Raw genomic sequence first — 14166 nt, 5'->3', positions numbered from 1 at the left:
TAATGTTCGGAATGGGCTTTATGGAAATATTTTTAATTGCCATTGTTGCAATTATAGCACTAGGACCAGAGAAATTACCAACAGCTATGGTAGATATAGCTAAATTTTTAAAAAAATTTAAATCAGGATTAGATGATGCAAAATCAACTTTAGACAATGAACTTAATATTTCTGAAATGAAAGAGGAAGCTGCAAAATATAAAGCACAAATTGAAGAAGCAAAAAATACTCTAAATGTAAAAGAAAATCTTAGTCTAGGTCTAAATGATATTATCAATGAAGATGAAATGCCTTCAAAAGATAATGATTCAAAAAAAGATAAAAGTAAGAAAGAGGAAAAAGTTTCTTTAAAAGAACCAAAAAATAAAACGCAATCATCAAAAAAAGAAGAACCAAAAAAGAAGAAAAAAGAAGAAGTTGAAAAAACTGCTTCAAATGATGAGTCAACAGATAAATTCAAAGTAGAACTTGAAGATTTTGATGGAACTGAGGAATTTAAATAATGTTAGAAGACTTAAAACCACATATAGCTGACCTTAGAAAAAGGTTAGTATACTCAGCGATATCATTAGGTATTGCCTTTTTTGCATGTTTTTTCTTTTATGAGCCAATTTTAGAATGGATGATGGTTCCTGTAGAAGCAGCCCTTCCATCAAACTCTCAAATGGTTGCAGTAGAGATTCAAGAGACTTTCTTTACGGCTTTAAAAGTAGCCTTCTTTTCTGGATTTATTCTTTCATTGCCAGTTATATTTTGGCAAATGTGGCTATTTTTAGCCCCAGGATTATATGACCATGAGAAGAAATTAGTATTTCCATTTGTTTTCTTTGCAACATTGATGTTTTTAACGGGTGCGGCCTTTGCATACTATGTTGTTGTTCCATATGGATTTGAGTTTTTAATTAACTTTGGTTCTGCAGTTGTTACAATACTTCCAAGTATTGGTAAATATGTAGGATTTTTTACTAAATTACTATTTGGATTTGGGGTAGCCTTTGAGTTACCAGTTATCACTTTCTTTTTAGCAAAGATTGGTATAGTTGATGACCAAATGTTAAAAGACTATTTTAAATATGCTGTTGTAATTATATTTATTATGGCATCTTTACTAACTCCACCAGATGTTATTACTCAATTTTTAATGGCTGGACCATTAATTTTCCTTTATATTGTATCTATTTATATTGCAAAAGTTTTCAACCCAGCAGTAAAAGTTGATGAAGATGAAGAGGAATAACAGTATTTTAGACCCATTAAAAACTTCAAGCTATGATTACTCTTTACCAAAAGAGCTCATAGCTACACACCCTGTCCATCCTGCTGATAATGCTAGACTTTTGGTCTACAACAGAAAAACAGATTCTATAACCCATACAACTTTTAAAAACCTTATGGAATATTTACCTGAAGATATTTCTATTTTCTTAAATGATACAAAAGTTATAAAAGCAAGAATTTATGGTTCAAAAGAATCAGGTGGGAAAGTCGAACTACTATTTAATAAACCTTTGTTTATGGATAGATATTTAGTTATGATTAGGGGAAAAGTAAAAGTTGGAAATAAACTATTTTTTGATAAAAATCTATATGCTAAAGTTTTAGAAATAAATGATGATGGAAGTAGAGTTGTAAACTTTTTTCAAGGCGAAGATAAATTAGATTTTCTTTCTTTAGTAGCAATTTTAAATGAGATTGGTCACTTGCCCCTTCCTCCTTATATGAATAGAGAAGAGGAAGAGGAAGATAACCAAGATTACCAAACACTATTTGCCAAAAACTATGGAGCAGTTGCAGCTCCTACTGCATCTTTACATTTTACCCAGGAATTATTAGAAAAAATCAATAATAAATATCCAGTTAACTATTTAACACTTCATGTTGGAGCTGGCACTTTTAAACCTGTTGATGCAGAAGATATCTTATCCCATCCAATGCATAGTGAATATTTTGAGATAGGTATTGAAGCAAAAAAAGCTTTAGATGAAGCAAAAAAAACTTTAGCAGTGGGAACAACGGTTACAAGAACTGTTGAATACTATGCTCGAACAAATAAAATTCAAGGTGAATGTGATTTATTTTTGAATCCATTAAATACACCTATTAAAGTTGATCATTTACTTACAAATTTTCACTTACCAAAATCAACTTTAATTATGTTAATTGCATCATTTATAGGTTTAGAAAAAACCCTTGAAGTTTATAAAGAAGCCATTAAAGAGAAATATAGATTTTATTCATATGGCGATGGAATGTTAATAATTTAATTTTGGAGATATAATAAAATGCCATTTTATGTACTATTTGATACGGAAACAACAGGAAATAAAGAAGAAGATAGAGTTATTCAATTTGGAGCTATGATTTTCAATCACAAAGGTGAGATTGAATGTTATGATGAACTATGCTCAAGTGAGGTAGAGATTAAAATTGAAGCTATGGAGGTTCACAATATTACTCCAGATTTAATTGAAAATAAGCCAAAAGCTACAGAAACTTCTTTTTATAAAAGATTAGAAGAGTTAAATTCTTCAGAAAATTATATAATTGCACACAATATAAATTTTGATATGGGAATGATTGAAAAAGAGGGTTTTTTAAACTCTTATCAAACCATTGATACCCTAAGATGTGCAAAACATCTTTTCCATGAAATGCCTTACCATAGATTACAATATCTTAGATATGCCCTAGAATTATATAAACAAGAGCAAGAAGAAGCTTTAAAACACAATATTACTATAAAAGCACATGATGCCATAGGTGATGTTTTGGTTATGAAACTATTTTTATCAAAATTAGTTGCAAAATGTAGAGAGATTTACCCTGATTATAATCCAATGGAAAAACTTGTTGATCTTACAAAAACGCCAGTTATGGTAAAAACTTTTAGATTTGGTAAATATAGAGGTAAAGATATTGCTGAAGTAGCTCTAGAAGATCCTAGTTATTTAAATTGGATGAGAAGCTCAATGGAAAACCTTGATGAAGATTTAAAATATACACTTGATAAAGTTTTAGGTTAATAACAGGTTTTATTCATATAAATTTCATTTTTATTTCACTATAATTACATATAAATTTTTTAGATGAGGATTAGTAGTGAATAAATTTTCACGTATAGGTTTTATTCTCACAGCTGCTGGTTCAGCTGTTGGGTTGGGTAATATATGGAGATTTCCCTATATTACAGGAGAATATGGTGGTGGGGCTTTTATCTTAGTCTATTTACTTGCCATATTATTTATTGGTTTAACTGTTTTTCTTGCAGAAGCAGTTATTGGACAAAATGGACAATCAGATGTTTCTACATCTTTTGTTGCACTTTCAAAAACAAAAAATAAGAACTGGAAATTTGCCGGTTTTATGGTTGCTACGGGATTAATAATTTTATCTTTTTATTCTGTTGTTTTAGGTTGGATTTTAGATTATGTGATTAAATCTTTTACTTCACTTCCAACTGAAGCTAAAATTGCAGGGGCAAACTTTGAAAATCTAATTTCAAACGATATTGGCTCTTTACTTTTTTACCATACACTTATAGCATCAATTGTTGTCTTTATAGTTTTAAAAGGTATAAAAGATGGAATTGAAAAAATAAATCTTATTTTAATGCCATTACTAGGTCTAATTTTATTTGGTTTATTGATTTATGCATTTACACTAGATTCTTTTTCTCAAGCAGTATCTTTTATGTTTAGTCCAGATTTTTCAAAAATTGATAGTAATGCCCTACTTGCAGCTTTAGGACAAGCATTTTTTACATTATCACTTGGAGTTGGAACAATTTTAACTTATTCTGCTTCTTTACCTAAAGATGCAAATATTGTTAAATCATCATTTATTGTAGCTTCAGTTGATACAATAATTGCTTTAATCGCAGGGCTAATAATCTTCACATTTCTTTTTACAGCAGGAGCAAAAAGTGCAGCAGGACCTGGACTTGTATTTATTTCCCTTCCTGTGATTTTTTCATCTTGGGGAATATTGGGAAATATTATTGCAGTATCATTTTTTGTTGCTTTAGTATTTGCAGGTATTACTTCTGCTGTTTCAATGATAGAGCCATCTTTAAGATTCTTTATTGAAAGATTTAATATATCAAGAAAAAAAGCAACTTTGATTTGTGGATCAATTTTTTATCTTTTAGGTATTGTTGCCTTACTTTCAATGTCAAAATCATTTGGACAAGAGCTTACTTTCTTTGGAAAAAATGCCTTTGATATTATGGACTTTGCAAGTTCTTCAATTATGATGCCTATTGCTGCAATAATGATTTGTATCTTCTTAGGTTATTTTGTTAAAAAAGAGATTTTAGAAGAAAAATTCACAAAGCATGCAAACCACACGATATTTAGTATCTGGTACTTTCTTATAAGATATATAGTTCCCGTTGCAATTATCATTTTATTCTTAAACAAATTAGGAGCTATTTAAATGAAAACAAACAGTTTTTCTAGAATTGGATTTATCTTAGCAGCAGCTGGTTCTGCTGTAGGACTTGGTAACATATGGAAATTTCCATATGTTACAGGAGAAAACGGTGGAGGTGCCTTTGTAATTTTATATATAATTGCAATTACATTTATTGGACTTTCAATTTTTATTGCAGAATCATATATTGGAAAAGAAGCAAAAGCAAATGCTGCATCTTCATATGAAGCTATCTCTAAAACAAAGAATAAAAATTGGGGATGGGCAGGTTTCCAAATCTTTGCAGGTATTATAATCTTATCTTTTTATGCATTTATTATTGGATGGATTATTGATTATCTAATAATAAGTGTTAGTGGGCTTCCAACTACGATAAAAGAAGCAGAAGATACTTTTACAAATCTTATTACACAAAAAATTGGAACTCAAATACTATTTCATACCTTAGTTGTTGCAACTATGGTTTTTATAGCTTTAAAAGGTATTAAAGCTGGTATTGAAAAACTTAACCTAATACTTATGCCTTTACTTGCATTAATTTTATTTGGATTATTAATCTATGCTATGAGTCTTGATTCATTTGGTAAAGCAATAAACTTTATGTTTATGCCTGATTGGTCAAAAGTTACAGTTGATTCTATTTTAGCAGCTATTGGACAAGCATTTTTCACCCTATCTCTTGGTATGGGTATTATAATAACTTATTCTGCATCAATGGGGAAAGATACAAATTTTATTAAGTCATCTGTTTTTGTAGCTATGGTTGATACTGCTGTTGCTTTAATTGCAGGGATTATAATATTCTCATTTTTATTTGCTGCTGGAGCAAAAAGTACAGCTGGTCCAGGACTTGTATTTATCTCTTTACCTTTAATTTTTTCTGAATGGGGAGTATTTGGACAAGTTATTGCAGTAGCTTTCTTCTGTGCCTTGTTATTTGCAGGGATTACATCTGCTGTTTCTTTACTTGAACCATCAGTAAGATATCTAATAGAAAAATTTCAAATGAGTAGAATCAAAGCTATTTACTTGACAGCTACTTTTCTTTGGATTCTAGGAATTTTTGCATTATTATCTATGAGTGCTGATTATGGTGAGATGTTAAGCTTCTTTGGTAAAAGTTTATTTGATCATATGGATTATTTAACCTCTTCTGTTGCACTACCTATTTCTGGTTTTATAACTTGTATCTTCTTAGGATACTTTGTTGATAAAAATATTTTAAAAACTAAATTTACTTCAGTTACTAGTATAGCAGTATTTAATATCTGGTATGCATTAATCAGATATATAGTACCAATTGCAATTGCTTTACTATTCTTTAATAAACTAGGATTAATTGGCTAATATAAAACCATTATCAACTGTAAACGTTAAAGTTTACAGTTGATAGAAATATTTAAAATAGAGCTTTATCTAATCTATAAACAAACTTATTCGACTTCTTTTTAATATTTTCTTCTGTATCTTTTATATCAATAAACATCAAAGCTATAAATAAAACTGCTAATGCACTACCAAGAGACCAAAAAACTAAACTACCATATAAAAAGTAAAGAATAGTACCTAAAGTTATTGTAAATATAAAGTTTCCCATGATGTTTCCTTTTTTTAATTTTAAACATTATGAAGTATAAAATAGACAAGGTAATGTCCGGAAATTTATAAATTTTATTTTTTTTCTTTACATTTGATTAATTTTATGTTACTATAAATTAATAAAAGTAATAAAATATAGTGAAAGGATAGAAAATGAACTATTATTCAATACAACTAAATGGCAATTATATTACTAGTAAAAAAGACTCTAGTAAAATTCTTATTAGTTCAATAGCAATAATAAGTGCTATTGTTTTAGTAGTGTCAATATTCTAAGAAATATAAGAGGAGCCGAAGGGAAAGATGAAGCTCCTCCTATAAGTAAAGTAAGTATTGTCTGACGCGAATCACACTGAGTATTGCTTAGTTCAATAGGAAATATTGGGATAAGAAATAAACAAATACTTCAGCATCAAAATAGTATTTAATCTTGGTGACTACTTAGTTACAAAAAGACAATACAAATTACTCTCTTCTTAAAATTTTTTCATTTAGAAAACTAGCTAAGAAATTAACCTTGAACTCCTCTTTCATTTTTGTTAAATTTGCTACTTCCTTTGACCAGGTAATTAAATCTATGTTAGGGTTTTCTTCTTGATATAAGGCAAATTGTTTAAAAAAATAATCGCTTCTACCTGCTTTTGAGTACTTAACATGTCCAAATGGTAAAAGTTTTAATTGATTAGTATCTTTAATATCTCTTTTTTCAATAAAATATTGATACAAAGTACAAAAAATCCCTGTTCTATCTGCACCTGCTTTACAATGAATCAAAGTAGGATTATTCATCTCTTCTTCCATAATTCTTTTATATTCTAAAAGTTCTTTAGTTGAAGGCATTTCCCTTGAACGTATATTTACATTTATAAGTTTTAAGCCAAGTTCTCTACACTTTTCCTCTTCAAATAAAAAATATGCACTTTTTCTATTTTCTGATTTTAGATTAATAATAGTTTTTATTCCATAATTATTTTTTAACTCTTCAAGTTTCTTCATAGTTGGTTGACTTGAACGATATACTCCATTAGAAACTTCATGAAAATTAAACCTAAAGTAGTTTGTAAAGTTATGGTCTTCAAAAAACATTGAATAAAACCATGCTACTTTTCTATCAAACCTATCTTCTAAATCAAATCTAAGAGTTTGCATATACTTCCTTATTTATTAAATCTTTATATTCTAAATTTATATGATTTCATTTTAGTGACATTAATTAGGAATCTCTAAAAGTCTATATTAGTTAAACTTTTAAAAAATAAATAGGTTTAACTTGGATCAGAATTTAAAATATAAATATTATGACGTTATAGTTCTTTTGATTTTTTCTTTTTTTGCCCTTCTTTTACCAATTGCAAATATTCCTTTATTTGATTTAGATGAGGGAGCTTTTAGTGAAGCTACTAGAGAGATGCTATTAAATAAAAACTTCCTGACAACATATTTAAATGGTGAATTAAGATTTGATAAACCAATACTTATATATTGGTTTCAAGCAGCAAGTGTTTCAATTTTTGGTTTAAATGAATTTGCATTAAGAGTTCCAAGCATAACATCCTCATTTATATGGTTAAGTGCCATATATTTATTTACTAATAAGTATTTTAATGAAAAAATTGCATTATTTACTAGCATAATTTTCTTATCTTCTCTACAAATAAATATTATTGCAAAAGCAGCAACTGCTGATGCTTTATTAAATATGTTTATAGTTTTAAGTATGTTTAGTTTTTATACCTATTTTAAAACAAAAAAAATCTACTATTTATACTTTAGTTTCATCTTTATAGGATTTGGGGTTTTAACAAAAGGTCCAGTTGCAATACTAATTCCACTTGCAGCAACTCTTATTTTCTCTTTAATTAAAAAAGAACTTTTATTTTGGATAAAATCTGTATTTAATTTAAAAGGAATATTAATCTTCTTAATTATTGCTATACCTTGGTATATCCTAGAGTACCTTGAACAAGGGCAACTTTTTATTGATGGATTTTTTCTGAAACATAATATTTCTAGATTTAACTCTACTTTTGAAGGCCATTCAGGCTCATATTTTTATTTTATTCCTATATTGATTTTTGGATTATTACCATTTTCCAGTTTAGTTATAAAAACACTTACAAAAATTAAAACTTTTTTCAGTAATGATTTAAATCTTTTTCTTTTTCTTTGGTTTATTTTTGTTTTTATATTCTTTTCATTTTCAAACACTAAACTTCCACACTATATAGTTTATGGTTATACGCCACTTTTTATTTTAATGGGAATGATATTTAATAAATATTTAGAACAACAAGACAAAAAAGTTTTTCTAGTACTATTTTTACCACTTTTATTTTTCTTAATGCTTTTTCTGTTTTTACCTAACTTATTACAAATAATTCCAATAAAAGATAAATTTGTAAATTCAATTAAAGATGAAATTATTGAAGTTTTAGATATGTACTTTCAAATAAAACTATTCTTACTAATTATTCTAACTTTACTTATTTACAAAATAAAACTTTTTAAACTTGAACATAAATTTTTATTAATAAGTTTTATTTTTGTGATTTCAGTAAATTATATAGTTATACCAGTCGTTGCAAAAGTTCAGCAAGAACCTATTAAGAATATAGCTTTATATGCAAAAGAAAATAAACTAAAAATCAATATGTATAAAATGAATAATCCAAGTTTTAATGTTTATTCCCAAAGTTTAGTAAGAAAAGGTGCCCCTAAAAAAGGTGAATATATTTTAACCAAAGGAATTTTTTTAAAAGATTTTAATAATTATACAGTTATAAAAGAAGAAATGGGGATCGTACTGATTAAATATTAGTACAACTTTTGTACATAATTGTATATATTATGATTTTATAAATATTTCTAAAGTAAAATTATATGAATGTATGTTCAATACAAATATTTGGAGATTTAAAATGCCATATGTAACGTTACTAAAAGAACTTAATGTCAGATGTTTTTCATACGATGAAAAAGAAAAAACTATTAAAAGAATATCAACTGAAAGAAGATCTTACACATCTACCGCAGAAAATATAAAACTAATTAGAAGATTAAATGAAAATAATCTGAATTTTAGAGAGACAAAAGAAGGTAATATAAAAATAGAAGATTAAACCTCTTCTATTTTTTCAAACTCTTTTCTCTTAGCAAAACCAACTCCAGGCTTAGATTTTATAGCTAAACCAAGTTGATCTATAAATAACTTATAATCCATACCTACCACATTCATTTTTGCAAAGCAAGTAGCAACTACTGCTATTGCATTGGGAATTTGATCTTTTTTCTTATAAGTTTGAACATTTTTTTCACTAACTTTAATTAACTTACAAAACATGGGAATAGAAATCTCTGCATCAAGCAAACTCTTTTTAAATTCTATAAATGTCATAAAAATCCTTCATTTATTACAAAATAATTATAATTTTAACATTATTTTATTTATAATTAAGTTAAAAAATATATAATAGTCATATTATATTACTTTATGTAATAAAAATAAAAAAAGGAAGCTAAATGGCAAAAGAATTAAAGAAAAAAGTGATTGCAAAAGTTGCAAAGAAAGCAGTTAAAAAAGCTGATATCAAAAAGAAAAATGCACCTGCAGCAGTTAAAGCAGTTAAGAAAGCAGTAGCTAAAAAAGCACCAACTAAAGTAAAAGATGCAAAGAAATTAGCAAAAAAAGCAGTTAAAAAAGCTGCATAATCAAAATATAGGAAGTTAAAACTTCCTATATTTATCCTTACTTTCAAATTTCTCGAACTAACCATCATTTCAATTTAAATACAATAAACTTTCATATGAAAAAACATGACTACGATAAAATACTTTTTAGGCTAAATAGTATTTGGCAAAGACTAAGAGAAGGTGAAGTTCTCTCTGTAAAAGATTTAGCCCATGAGTTTAATGTATCCACAAAAACAATTCAAAGAGATTTTAACGAGCGACTTATTCAAAAACTTCCAATAGAGAAAATTGGCCATAAATGGAAAGTAAAAGATGGTCATAGTATAGATAAAAACCTTTCTTTTGAAGAAGACTTGGTTTTAGATGTATTAAAAGAATTTGCAAGTTCTATGGGAAGTGGATTTGGAAGTAAAGCTAACTCACTATTTTCAAAGTTGCAAAATACCCATGAAAACCCAATCTATAGTAAAATAGAGATAGAGGATATCTCTGAAAAAACTCAACTTATAAAACAGCTTCAAGAAGCAATAATCTTTTTGAAACAAATAAATTTTAAATTTAAAAATAAATATAGAACTTTAGAACCATATAAAATCACAACCTTTGATGGATACTGGTATCTTTTTGGAAAAGATTTAAAAGACAATAAACTTAAAACTTTTTATATAAAAGATATAAATAATTTAGTTGTAGAAGATATTAGTTTCAAAAAAAATCTTCATGCACTTAAAAAACTTGATTCGGCAATTAATATTTGGTTTGAACCTAATAATGACATTTTTGAAGTAAGATTGCTTGCAAAAGTAGATATTGCAAAATACTTTAAGAGAAGACCCCTTTCAAAATCTCAATTGATTTTAAAAGAGAATAAAGATAAATCAATAGAGATTTTACTAACTGCTACATCGAAAAAAGAGTTGATTTATGAAGTAAAAAAGTGGCAACCAAATTTGTTAGTTATTGAACCAACAAATTTAGCTAAAGAGATGTTAGAGATTTCAAAAAGCTATTATGATGAACAATTAGCTTTAATAGATTAGATTAACCTCTTCTAAAACTTCTATTAGAATCTCTTTTTGTGGTTTTTTTAGACTTAGTATTAGTTCTAGTTGGTTCTTTATTTGAAGGTGTTCTTTTACCTTTTTTCTCACTAAGTTTTTTCTTGGTTTGAACTTTTTGTCTTGGTTGTCTATCTTTTAATGGGAAGTTTTCATGAACTTCTCTTTTAACACTTAATTTTAAATCCCTTTCAATTTTTGTAAAGGCATTATAATCGTCAACTGTAAGAATAGTAATAACTTCTCCAGTATTTCCAGCACGAGCAGTTCTTCCAACTCTGTGAGTAAAATCATCTGTTGTTTCAGGTAAAGTATAATTTATAACTAAAGGAAGTTTTTCAATATCAAGTCCACGTCCAGCGATATCAGTAGCAACTAAAACTTTTACCTTTTTATTTCTAAAATCCTTGATTGCTTGAACTCTATCTTTATATTCAATTCCACCATGAACTGTTGCTACTTTTACACCTTGTTCTTTGAAGTATTCTAAAGCAGCGTCAACACCATCTTTTTTATTTACAAAAAGAAGAATTTGTTCATATTTAGATTCTTTTATAAGTGCTGTAACTAACTCTTTTTTCTTTTTCTTATCTATCTTATAAGCTTTATGAGAGATTAAACTTACAGTATCTCTTCTATCATGAACTTGAACTGTTACAGGATCTTTTAAAAACTCTTTTGCAAGTTTTCTAATATTTTGAGAAATAGTCGCTGAACACATAATAATTTGTCTGTGTGGTGAGCATGAAGAAAAAATAGTTTCAATCTCATCTAAAAAGCCCATCTCAAGCATAGTATCTGCTTCATCTAAAACTATAAAGTTTACAGAGCTTAAATCTATTATCCCCTCTTTTGACAAATCAAGTAATCTTCCAGATGTCGCTACAACAATATCAATTCCACCTTCTAAAATCTCTGTTTGTTTAACTCTACTTGTACCACCCATGATTTTAGTGTGTTTTACTTTTAGAAACTGTCCATAATCACTTAAAGCCTTTGAAACTTGTTCAACTAACTCTCTAGTTGGAACCACTATTAAACCTCTTAATACCCTATTTTGTAAGCTTAAATTATTGTTTATTCTTTCAAGCATAGGAAGTACATAAGCAGCAGTTTTTCCTGTTCCTGATTTAGAAGCTGCTATTACATCAATCTTTTTATTTACGATTGGTATTATTTTCTTTTGAACTTTTGTAGGATTTTTGTATCCTTTTTTTTCTATTGCTTTTAAAATAGAATCATTTAGTTTTAACTCTTTAAACCCTTGTATAACAAATCCTTTTTATTTTGTTAGTAAACACTTGACATAATTTCATCGTCAAGATATTCATCTATTTTTTTGATTAAATCATCATAAGAGATATGACCATCTTTATTGAAAACAACAATCTCTTCTCCAAAATCATCTTTAATAAAATGCTCACCTTTTTTAACTTTTTTGTATAAAGATTTTATCTCACTTGGTGACTCTGCATCATTGTATAAAAACCAGTTAGCACTTGTTTTTTCAAGTCGGATCAAACCATAAGTTTGTTCATCGTCTATATAATCTTGAATTGTTCCATTCTCAAATTTTGCACCAACAACCATATCAAATTCGTTTAAAATCATCTCCATAAAAAAAACCTTCAAATATTTTATAATTTCGCAATAATACCTAGATTTTCATTAAAATTGTTGTAGGTTAAGTATCAAGCTTAATCTTAACTGAAATAATTAGATTCATATTATAAATATTACTTTATCACTATTCGTTAGAATAATAATTATAACTTATAAAAAGGAGTCAGTTATGAAACTTTTTGGAGTAAAAATGGACTTTGATAACATTAAATCGTGTGGTATTCTTCCAGATATGTGTGTAGATTTTGATCATAGATTTGATGAGCTATCTGAAAATGAAAAACTACTTTCATATTGGAATAATCACATAAATGATTTACTTAATGAAACAAAAAATTTAGTTGTTATTAATGACGAAAGTATGTCAATGGTATATTCAGCCGATAACAATGCAATAGAGCTAATAAAAAAACATTTTAAAGAGATGCAGTTAGAGACAATAGAGTATGAAAATATTAATAAATGTGACTATTGTGTACAACATGATTATTTACAAAACTCATAAAGGTGTTTATAAATATAAATAGATATTAAATAATACCATTAAAATATTCAACACAATAAAGGCTCTATTATTAAAAATAGAGCCAATTGATAAAAAGATATAAAATAAGAAAAACCATAATGGTGTTACAACATCAAATACAAAAACCTTATACTCCAAGAAATATAAAATAAAACTATCTAAAAAACTTCCGTAACCCAATATATGAGATATTAATTCTAAAGGATAAAAAATAGTGAACCCTAAGGTTATTAGAGGTGATAAAAGTTGTTCATAAGATGTATTAAAAAAGAAGAAATGAATAATAGGATTAAAAACAAGAAAAATCCAAATATTAAAGAACAAAAAACTAAAGATTTTTGGTAACTCTTTAAAATATTCAAGATACAAAAAGATATAAAATACACCAATTATTGAGAACCAAAATGATATAGAAAATAAAAACTGGGGGAATAAAGAGATAATTATAAGAAAAGTCAATACTAAAGTTTGAAAAGAAAGAATTTTCAAATTTGCACGAAGAAATAAAAAAGCTAAAACAAACATAACAAAACTTCTTAATAAAGAAGGTACCATATTTGATAAAAGCAAATATAAAAAAAGAATACAAATTGTTAGTTTAATTACATCAGCTGTTTTATTCCTAAAAATAAAATATTTTTTATGCAAAAAACCATAAGGAAAATAGATTAACCAATAAACTAAAAAAGAAAGTATAGCTAAATGAAATCCTGATATTGCGATTAAATGACTAATGCTAAAGTTTGTATAAACTTCTCTATTTTCTTTTGAAATTGGAATTGCTAAAAATAATGCAGAAAATAGTTCTTGCAATTTTGTATTATTATGTTGTTTTTTTATTTCAAAAAAGAATTTTTCCCTTAAGGTGTTATTTGAATAAATTTCATCATAATAAAGTGATTTTGTGTAAAATCCTTTTAAAAACTCATAAAAACTTATATTAGTGCTTAATATAGCGATATTTATATTACTAAGCTTTTTTATTGAAGTATTTTTTTCAATGGAAGTATATAAAACTAGGTTCTTTTCTTGAAGCTTCAATACATAGAAGTCTTCTTTATCATAAATATTTTGTATCTTAAAGTTTGAGTAATAAACTTCTTGGGAAGTAAAATCTTTGTATTTCATATACTCGTGGATCATATTAAACAAAAATACAAGTAAGAAAAATAAAATTAGCGAAAAAAAATCTTTTCTCGAAGAGATTACCTGTAAGCTATCCATATGAAAAGTCTACAA

Annotated in this window: 18 protein-coding genes; 12 read left to right on the top strand and 6 right to left on the bottom strand. The window is 27.0% G+C overall.

The features are described 5' to 3' along the window. Positions 1-20 precede the first annotated feature (20 nt). From tatB to AC2TY9_RS10930, 6 genes are all read left to right on the top strand, one after another. A complete protein-coding gene (tatB, locus tag AC2TY9_RS10955) occupies positions 21-503 on the top strand; it encodes a Sec-independent protein translocase protein TatB (protein WP_489777497.1) in 483 nt (160 codons plus the stop codon). After that, positions 503-1237 (top strand): twin-arginine translocase subunit TatC, encoded by a 735-nt coding sequence (gene tatC / locus AC2TY9_RS10950; RefSeq protein ID WP_489777496.1) that lies wholly within the window; start codon positions 503-505, stop codon positions 1235-1237. The genes tatB and tatC overlap by 1 nt, the downstream gene beginning before the upstream one ends. Beyond that, positions 1224-2264 carry a tRNA preQ1(34) S-adenosylmethionine ribosyltransferase-isomerase QueA gene (gene queA, locus AC2TY9_RS10945; RefSeq protein WP_489777495.1) on the top strand — a complete coding sequence of 347 codons (1041 nt, stop codon included), beginning with the start codon at positions 1224-1226 and terminating at the stop codon, positions 2262-2264. The genes tatC and queA overlap by 14 nt, the downstream gene beginning before the upstream one ends. 18 nt (positions 2265-2282) lie before the next feature. Then, positions 2283-3023: an exonuclease domain-containing protein gene (locus AC2TY9_RS10940; RefSeq protein WP_489777494.1), complete on the top strand. Its 741-nt coding sequence runs from the start codon at positions 2283-2285 to the stop codon at positions 3021-3023. 76 nt (positions 3024-3099) lie between these two features. After that, positions 3100-4434: a sodium-dependent transporter gene (locus AC2TY9_RS10935; protein WP_489777493.1), complete on the top strand. Its 1335-nt coding sequence runs from the start codon at positions 3100-3102 to the stop codon at positions 4432-4434. After that, positions 4435-5778: a sodium-dependent transporter gene (locus AC2TY9_RS10930; protein ID WP_489777492.1), complete on the top strand. Its 1344-nt coding sequence runs from the start codon at positions 4435-4437 to the stop codon at positions 5776-5778. Between the two features lie 52 nt (positions 5779-5830). On the opposite strand, the gene AC2TY9_RS10925 is transcribed toward AC2TY9_RS10930, so the two are convergent. Then, a complete protein-coding gene (locus AC2TY9_RS10925) occupies positions 5831-6028 on the bottom strand; it encodes a hypothetical protein (RefSeq protein WP_489777491.1) in 198 nt (65 codons plus the stop codon). A 155-nt stretch (positions 6029-6183) separates the two neighbouring features. On the opposite strand from AC2TY9_RS10925, the gene AC2TY9_RS10920 reads away from it, so the two are divergent. Next, entirely contained in the window at positions 6184-6306 is a 123-nt protein-coding gene (locus AC2TY9_RS10920) for a hypothetical protein (RefSeq protein ID WP_489777490.1), read from the top strand. 189 nt (positions 6307-6495) lie between these two features. Here AC2TY9_RS10920 and AC2TY9_RS10915 read toward each other — a convergent pair whose 3' ends face one another. After that, the gene (locus AC2TY9_RS10915; RefSeq protein WP_489777489.1) at positions 6496-7179 is read right to left on the bottom strand and encodes a fused DSP-PTPase phosphatase/NAD kinase-like protein; all 684 of its coding nucleotides are present in this window, start codon (positions 7177-7179) and stop codon (positions 6496-6498) included. A gap of 121 nt (positions 7180-7300) precedes the next feature. Between AC2TY9_RS10915 and AC2TY9_RS10910 the strand changes: the two genes are divergently transcribed. Both AC2TY9_RS10910 and AC2TY9_RS10905 read left to right on the top strand, forming a co-directional pair. Continuing rightward, entirely contained in the window at positions 7301-8848 is a 1548-nt protein-coding gene (locus AC2TY9_RS10910) for an ArnT family glycosyltransferase (RefSeq protein ID WP_489777488.1), read from the top strand. Positions 8849-8948: 100 nt separating this feature from the next. After that, positions 8949-9149, top strand: coding sequence for a hypothetical protein (locus AC2TY9_RS10905; RefSeq protein ID WP_489777487.1), 201 nt, complete (start codon positions 8949-8951; stop codon positions 9147-9149). Here AC2TY9_RS10905 and AC2TY9_RS10900 read toward each other — a convergent pair. Then, positions 9146-9424, bottom strand: coding sequence for a hypothetical protein (locus tag AC2TY9_RS10900; protein ID WP_489777486.1), 279 nt, complete (start codon positions 9422-9424; stop codon positions 9146-9148). The genes AC2TY9_RS10905 and AC2TY9_RS10900 overlap by 4 nt on opposite strands. A 125-nt stretch (positions 9425-9549) precedes the next feature. Here AC2TY9_RS10900 and AC2TY9_RS10895 point away from each other — a divergent pair, with 125 nt between their 5' ends. Next, positions 9550-9738 carry a hypothetical protein gene (locus AC2TY9_RS10895; protein WP_489777485.1) on the top strand — a complete coding sequence of 63 codons (189 nt, stop codon included), beginning with the start codon at positions 9550-9552 and terminating at the stop codon, positions 9736-9738. A 95-nt stretch (positions 9739-9833) separates the two neighbouring features. Beyond that, positions 9834-10760 (top strand): helix-turn-helix transcriptional regulator, encoded by a 927-nt coding sequence (locus AC2TY9_RS10890; protein ID WP_489777484.1) that lies wholly within the window; start codon positions 9834-9836, stop codon positions 10758-10760. Position 10761: 1 nt separating this feature from the next. Here AC2TY9_RS10890 and AC2TY9_RS10885 read toward each other — a convergent pair whose 3' ends face one another. Beyond that, a complete protein-coding gene (locus AC2TY9_RS10885; protein ID WP_489780431.1) occupies positions 10762-11922 on the bottom strand; it encodes a DEAD/DEAH box helicase in 1161 nt (386 codons plus the stop codon). A 146-nt stretch (positions 11923-12068) separates the two neighbouring features. Next, positions 12069-12395 (bottom strand): hypothetical protein, encoded by a 327-nt coding sequence (locus AC2TY9_RS10880; protein WP_489777483.1) that lies wholly within the window; start codon positions 12393-12395, stop codon positions 12069-12071. A gap of 175 nt (positions 12396-12570) precedes the next feature. Here AC2TY9_RS10880 and AC2TY9_RS10875 point away from each other — a divergent pair, with 175 nt between their 5' ends. Further along, the gene (locus tag AC2TY9_RS10875; RefSeq protein WP_489777482.1) at positions 12571-12906 is read left to right on the top strand and encodes a hypothetical protein; all 336 of its coding nucleotides are present in this window, start codon (positions 12571-12573) and stop codon (positions 12904-12906) included. A 6-nt stretch (positions 12907-12912) separates the two neighbouring features. On the opposite strand, the gene AC2TY9_RS10870 is transcribed toward AC2TY9_RS10875, so the two are convergent. Continuing rightward, the gene (locus AC2TY9_RS10870) at positions 12913-14055 is read right to left on the bottom strand and encodes a ComEC/Rec2 family competence protein (protein ID WP_489777481.1); all 1143 of its coding nucleotides are present in this window, start codon (positions 14053-14055) and stop codon (positions 12913-12915) included. Positions 14056-14166 lie beyond the last annotated feature (111 nt).

Source organism: Arcobacter sp. ISO1, assembly GCF_058105185.1.
This window is presented reverse-complemented; position numbering and strand designations above follow the sequence as displayed.

Coding starts and splice junctions, on each gene's coding strand:
- AC2TY9_RS10895 (WP_489777485.1), top strand. CDS start 9,550: ATGGCAAAAGAATTAAAGAAAAAAGTGATTGCAAAAGTTGCAAAGAAA.
- AC2TY9_RS10870 (WP_489777481.1), bottom strand. CDS start 14,055: ATGAAATACAAAGATTTTACTTCCCAAGAAGTTTATTACTCAAACTTT.
- AC2TY9_RS10890 (WP_489777484.1), top strand. CDS start 9,834: ATGAAAAAACATGACTACGATAAAATACTTTTTAGGCTAAATAGTATT.
- AC2TY9_RS10920 (WP_489777490.1), top strand. CDS start 6,184: ATGAACTATTATTCAATACAACTAAATGGCAATTATATTACTAGTAAA.
- AC2TY9_RS10905 (WP_489777487.1), top strand. CDS start 8,949: ATGCCATATGTAACGTTACTAAAAGAACTTAATGTCAGATGTTTTTCA.
- AC2TY9_RS10915 (WP_489777489.1), bottom strand. CDS start 7,179: ATGCAAACTCTTAGATTTGATTTAGAAGATAGGTTTGATAGAAAAGTA.
- AC2TY9_RS10925 (WP_489777491.1), bottom strand. CDS start 6,028: ATGGGAAACTTTATATTTACAATAACTTTAGGTACTATTCTTTACTTT.
- AC2TY9_RS10940 (WP_489777494.1), top strand. CDS start 2,283: ATGCCATTTTATGTACTATTTGATACGGAAACAACAGGAAATAAAGAA.
- AC2TY9_RS10880 (WP_489777483.1), bottom strand. CDS start 12,395: ATGGAGATGATTTTAAACGAATTTGATATGGTTGTTGGTGCAAAATTT.
- tatB (WP_489777497.1), top strand. CDS start 21: ATGGAAATATTTTTAATTGCCATTGTTGCAATTATAGCACTAGGACCA.
- AC2TY9_RS10930 (WP_489777492.1), top strand. CDS start 4,435: ATGAAAACAAACAGTTTTTCTAGAATTGGATTTATCTTAGCAGCAGCT.
- AC2TY9_RS10875 (WP_489777482.1), top strand. CDS start 12,571: ATGAAACTTTTTGGAGTAAAAATGGACTTTGATAACATTAAATCGTGT.
- AC2TY9_RS10900 (WP_489777486.1), bottom strand. CDS start 9,424: ATGACATTTATAGAATTTAAAAAGAGTTTGCTTGATGCAGAGATTTCT.
- tatC (WP_489777496.1), top strand. CDS start 503: ATGTTAGAAGACTTAAAACCACATATAGCTGACCTTAGAAAAAGGTTA.
- queA (WP_489777495.1), top strand. CDS start 1,224: ATGAAGAGGAATAACAGTATTTTAGACCCATTAAAAACTTCAAGCTAT.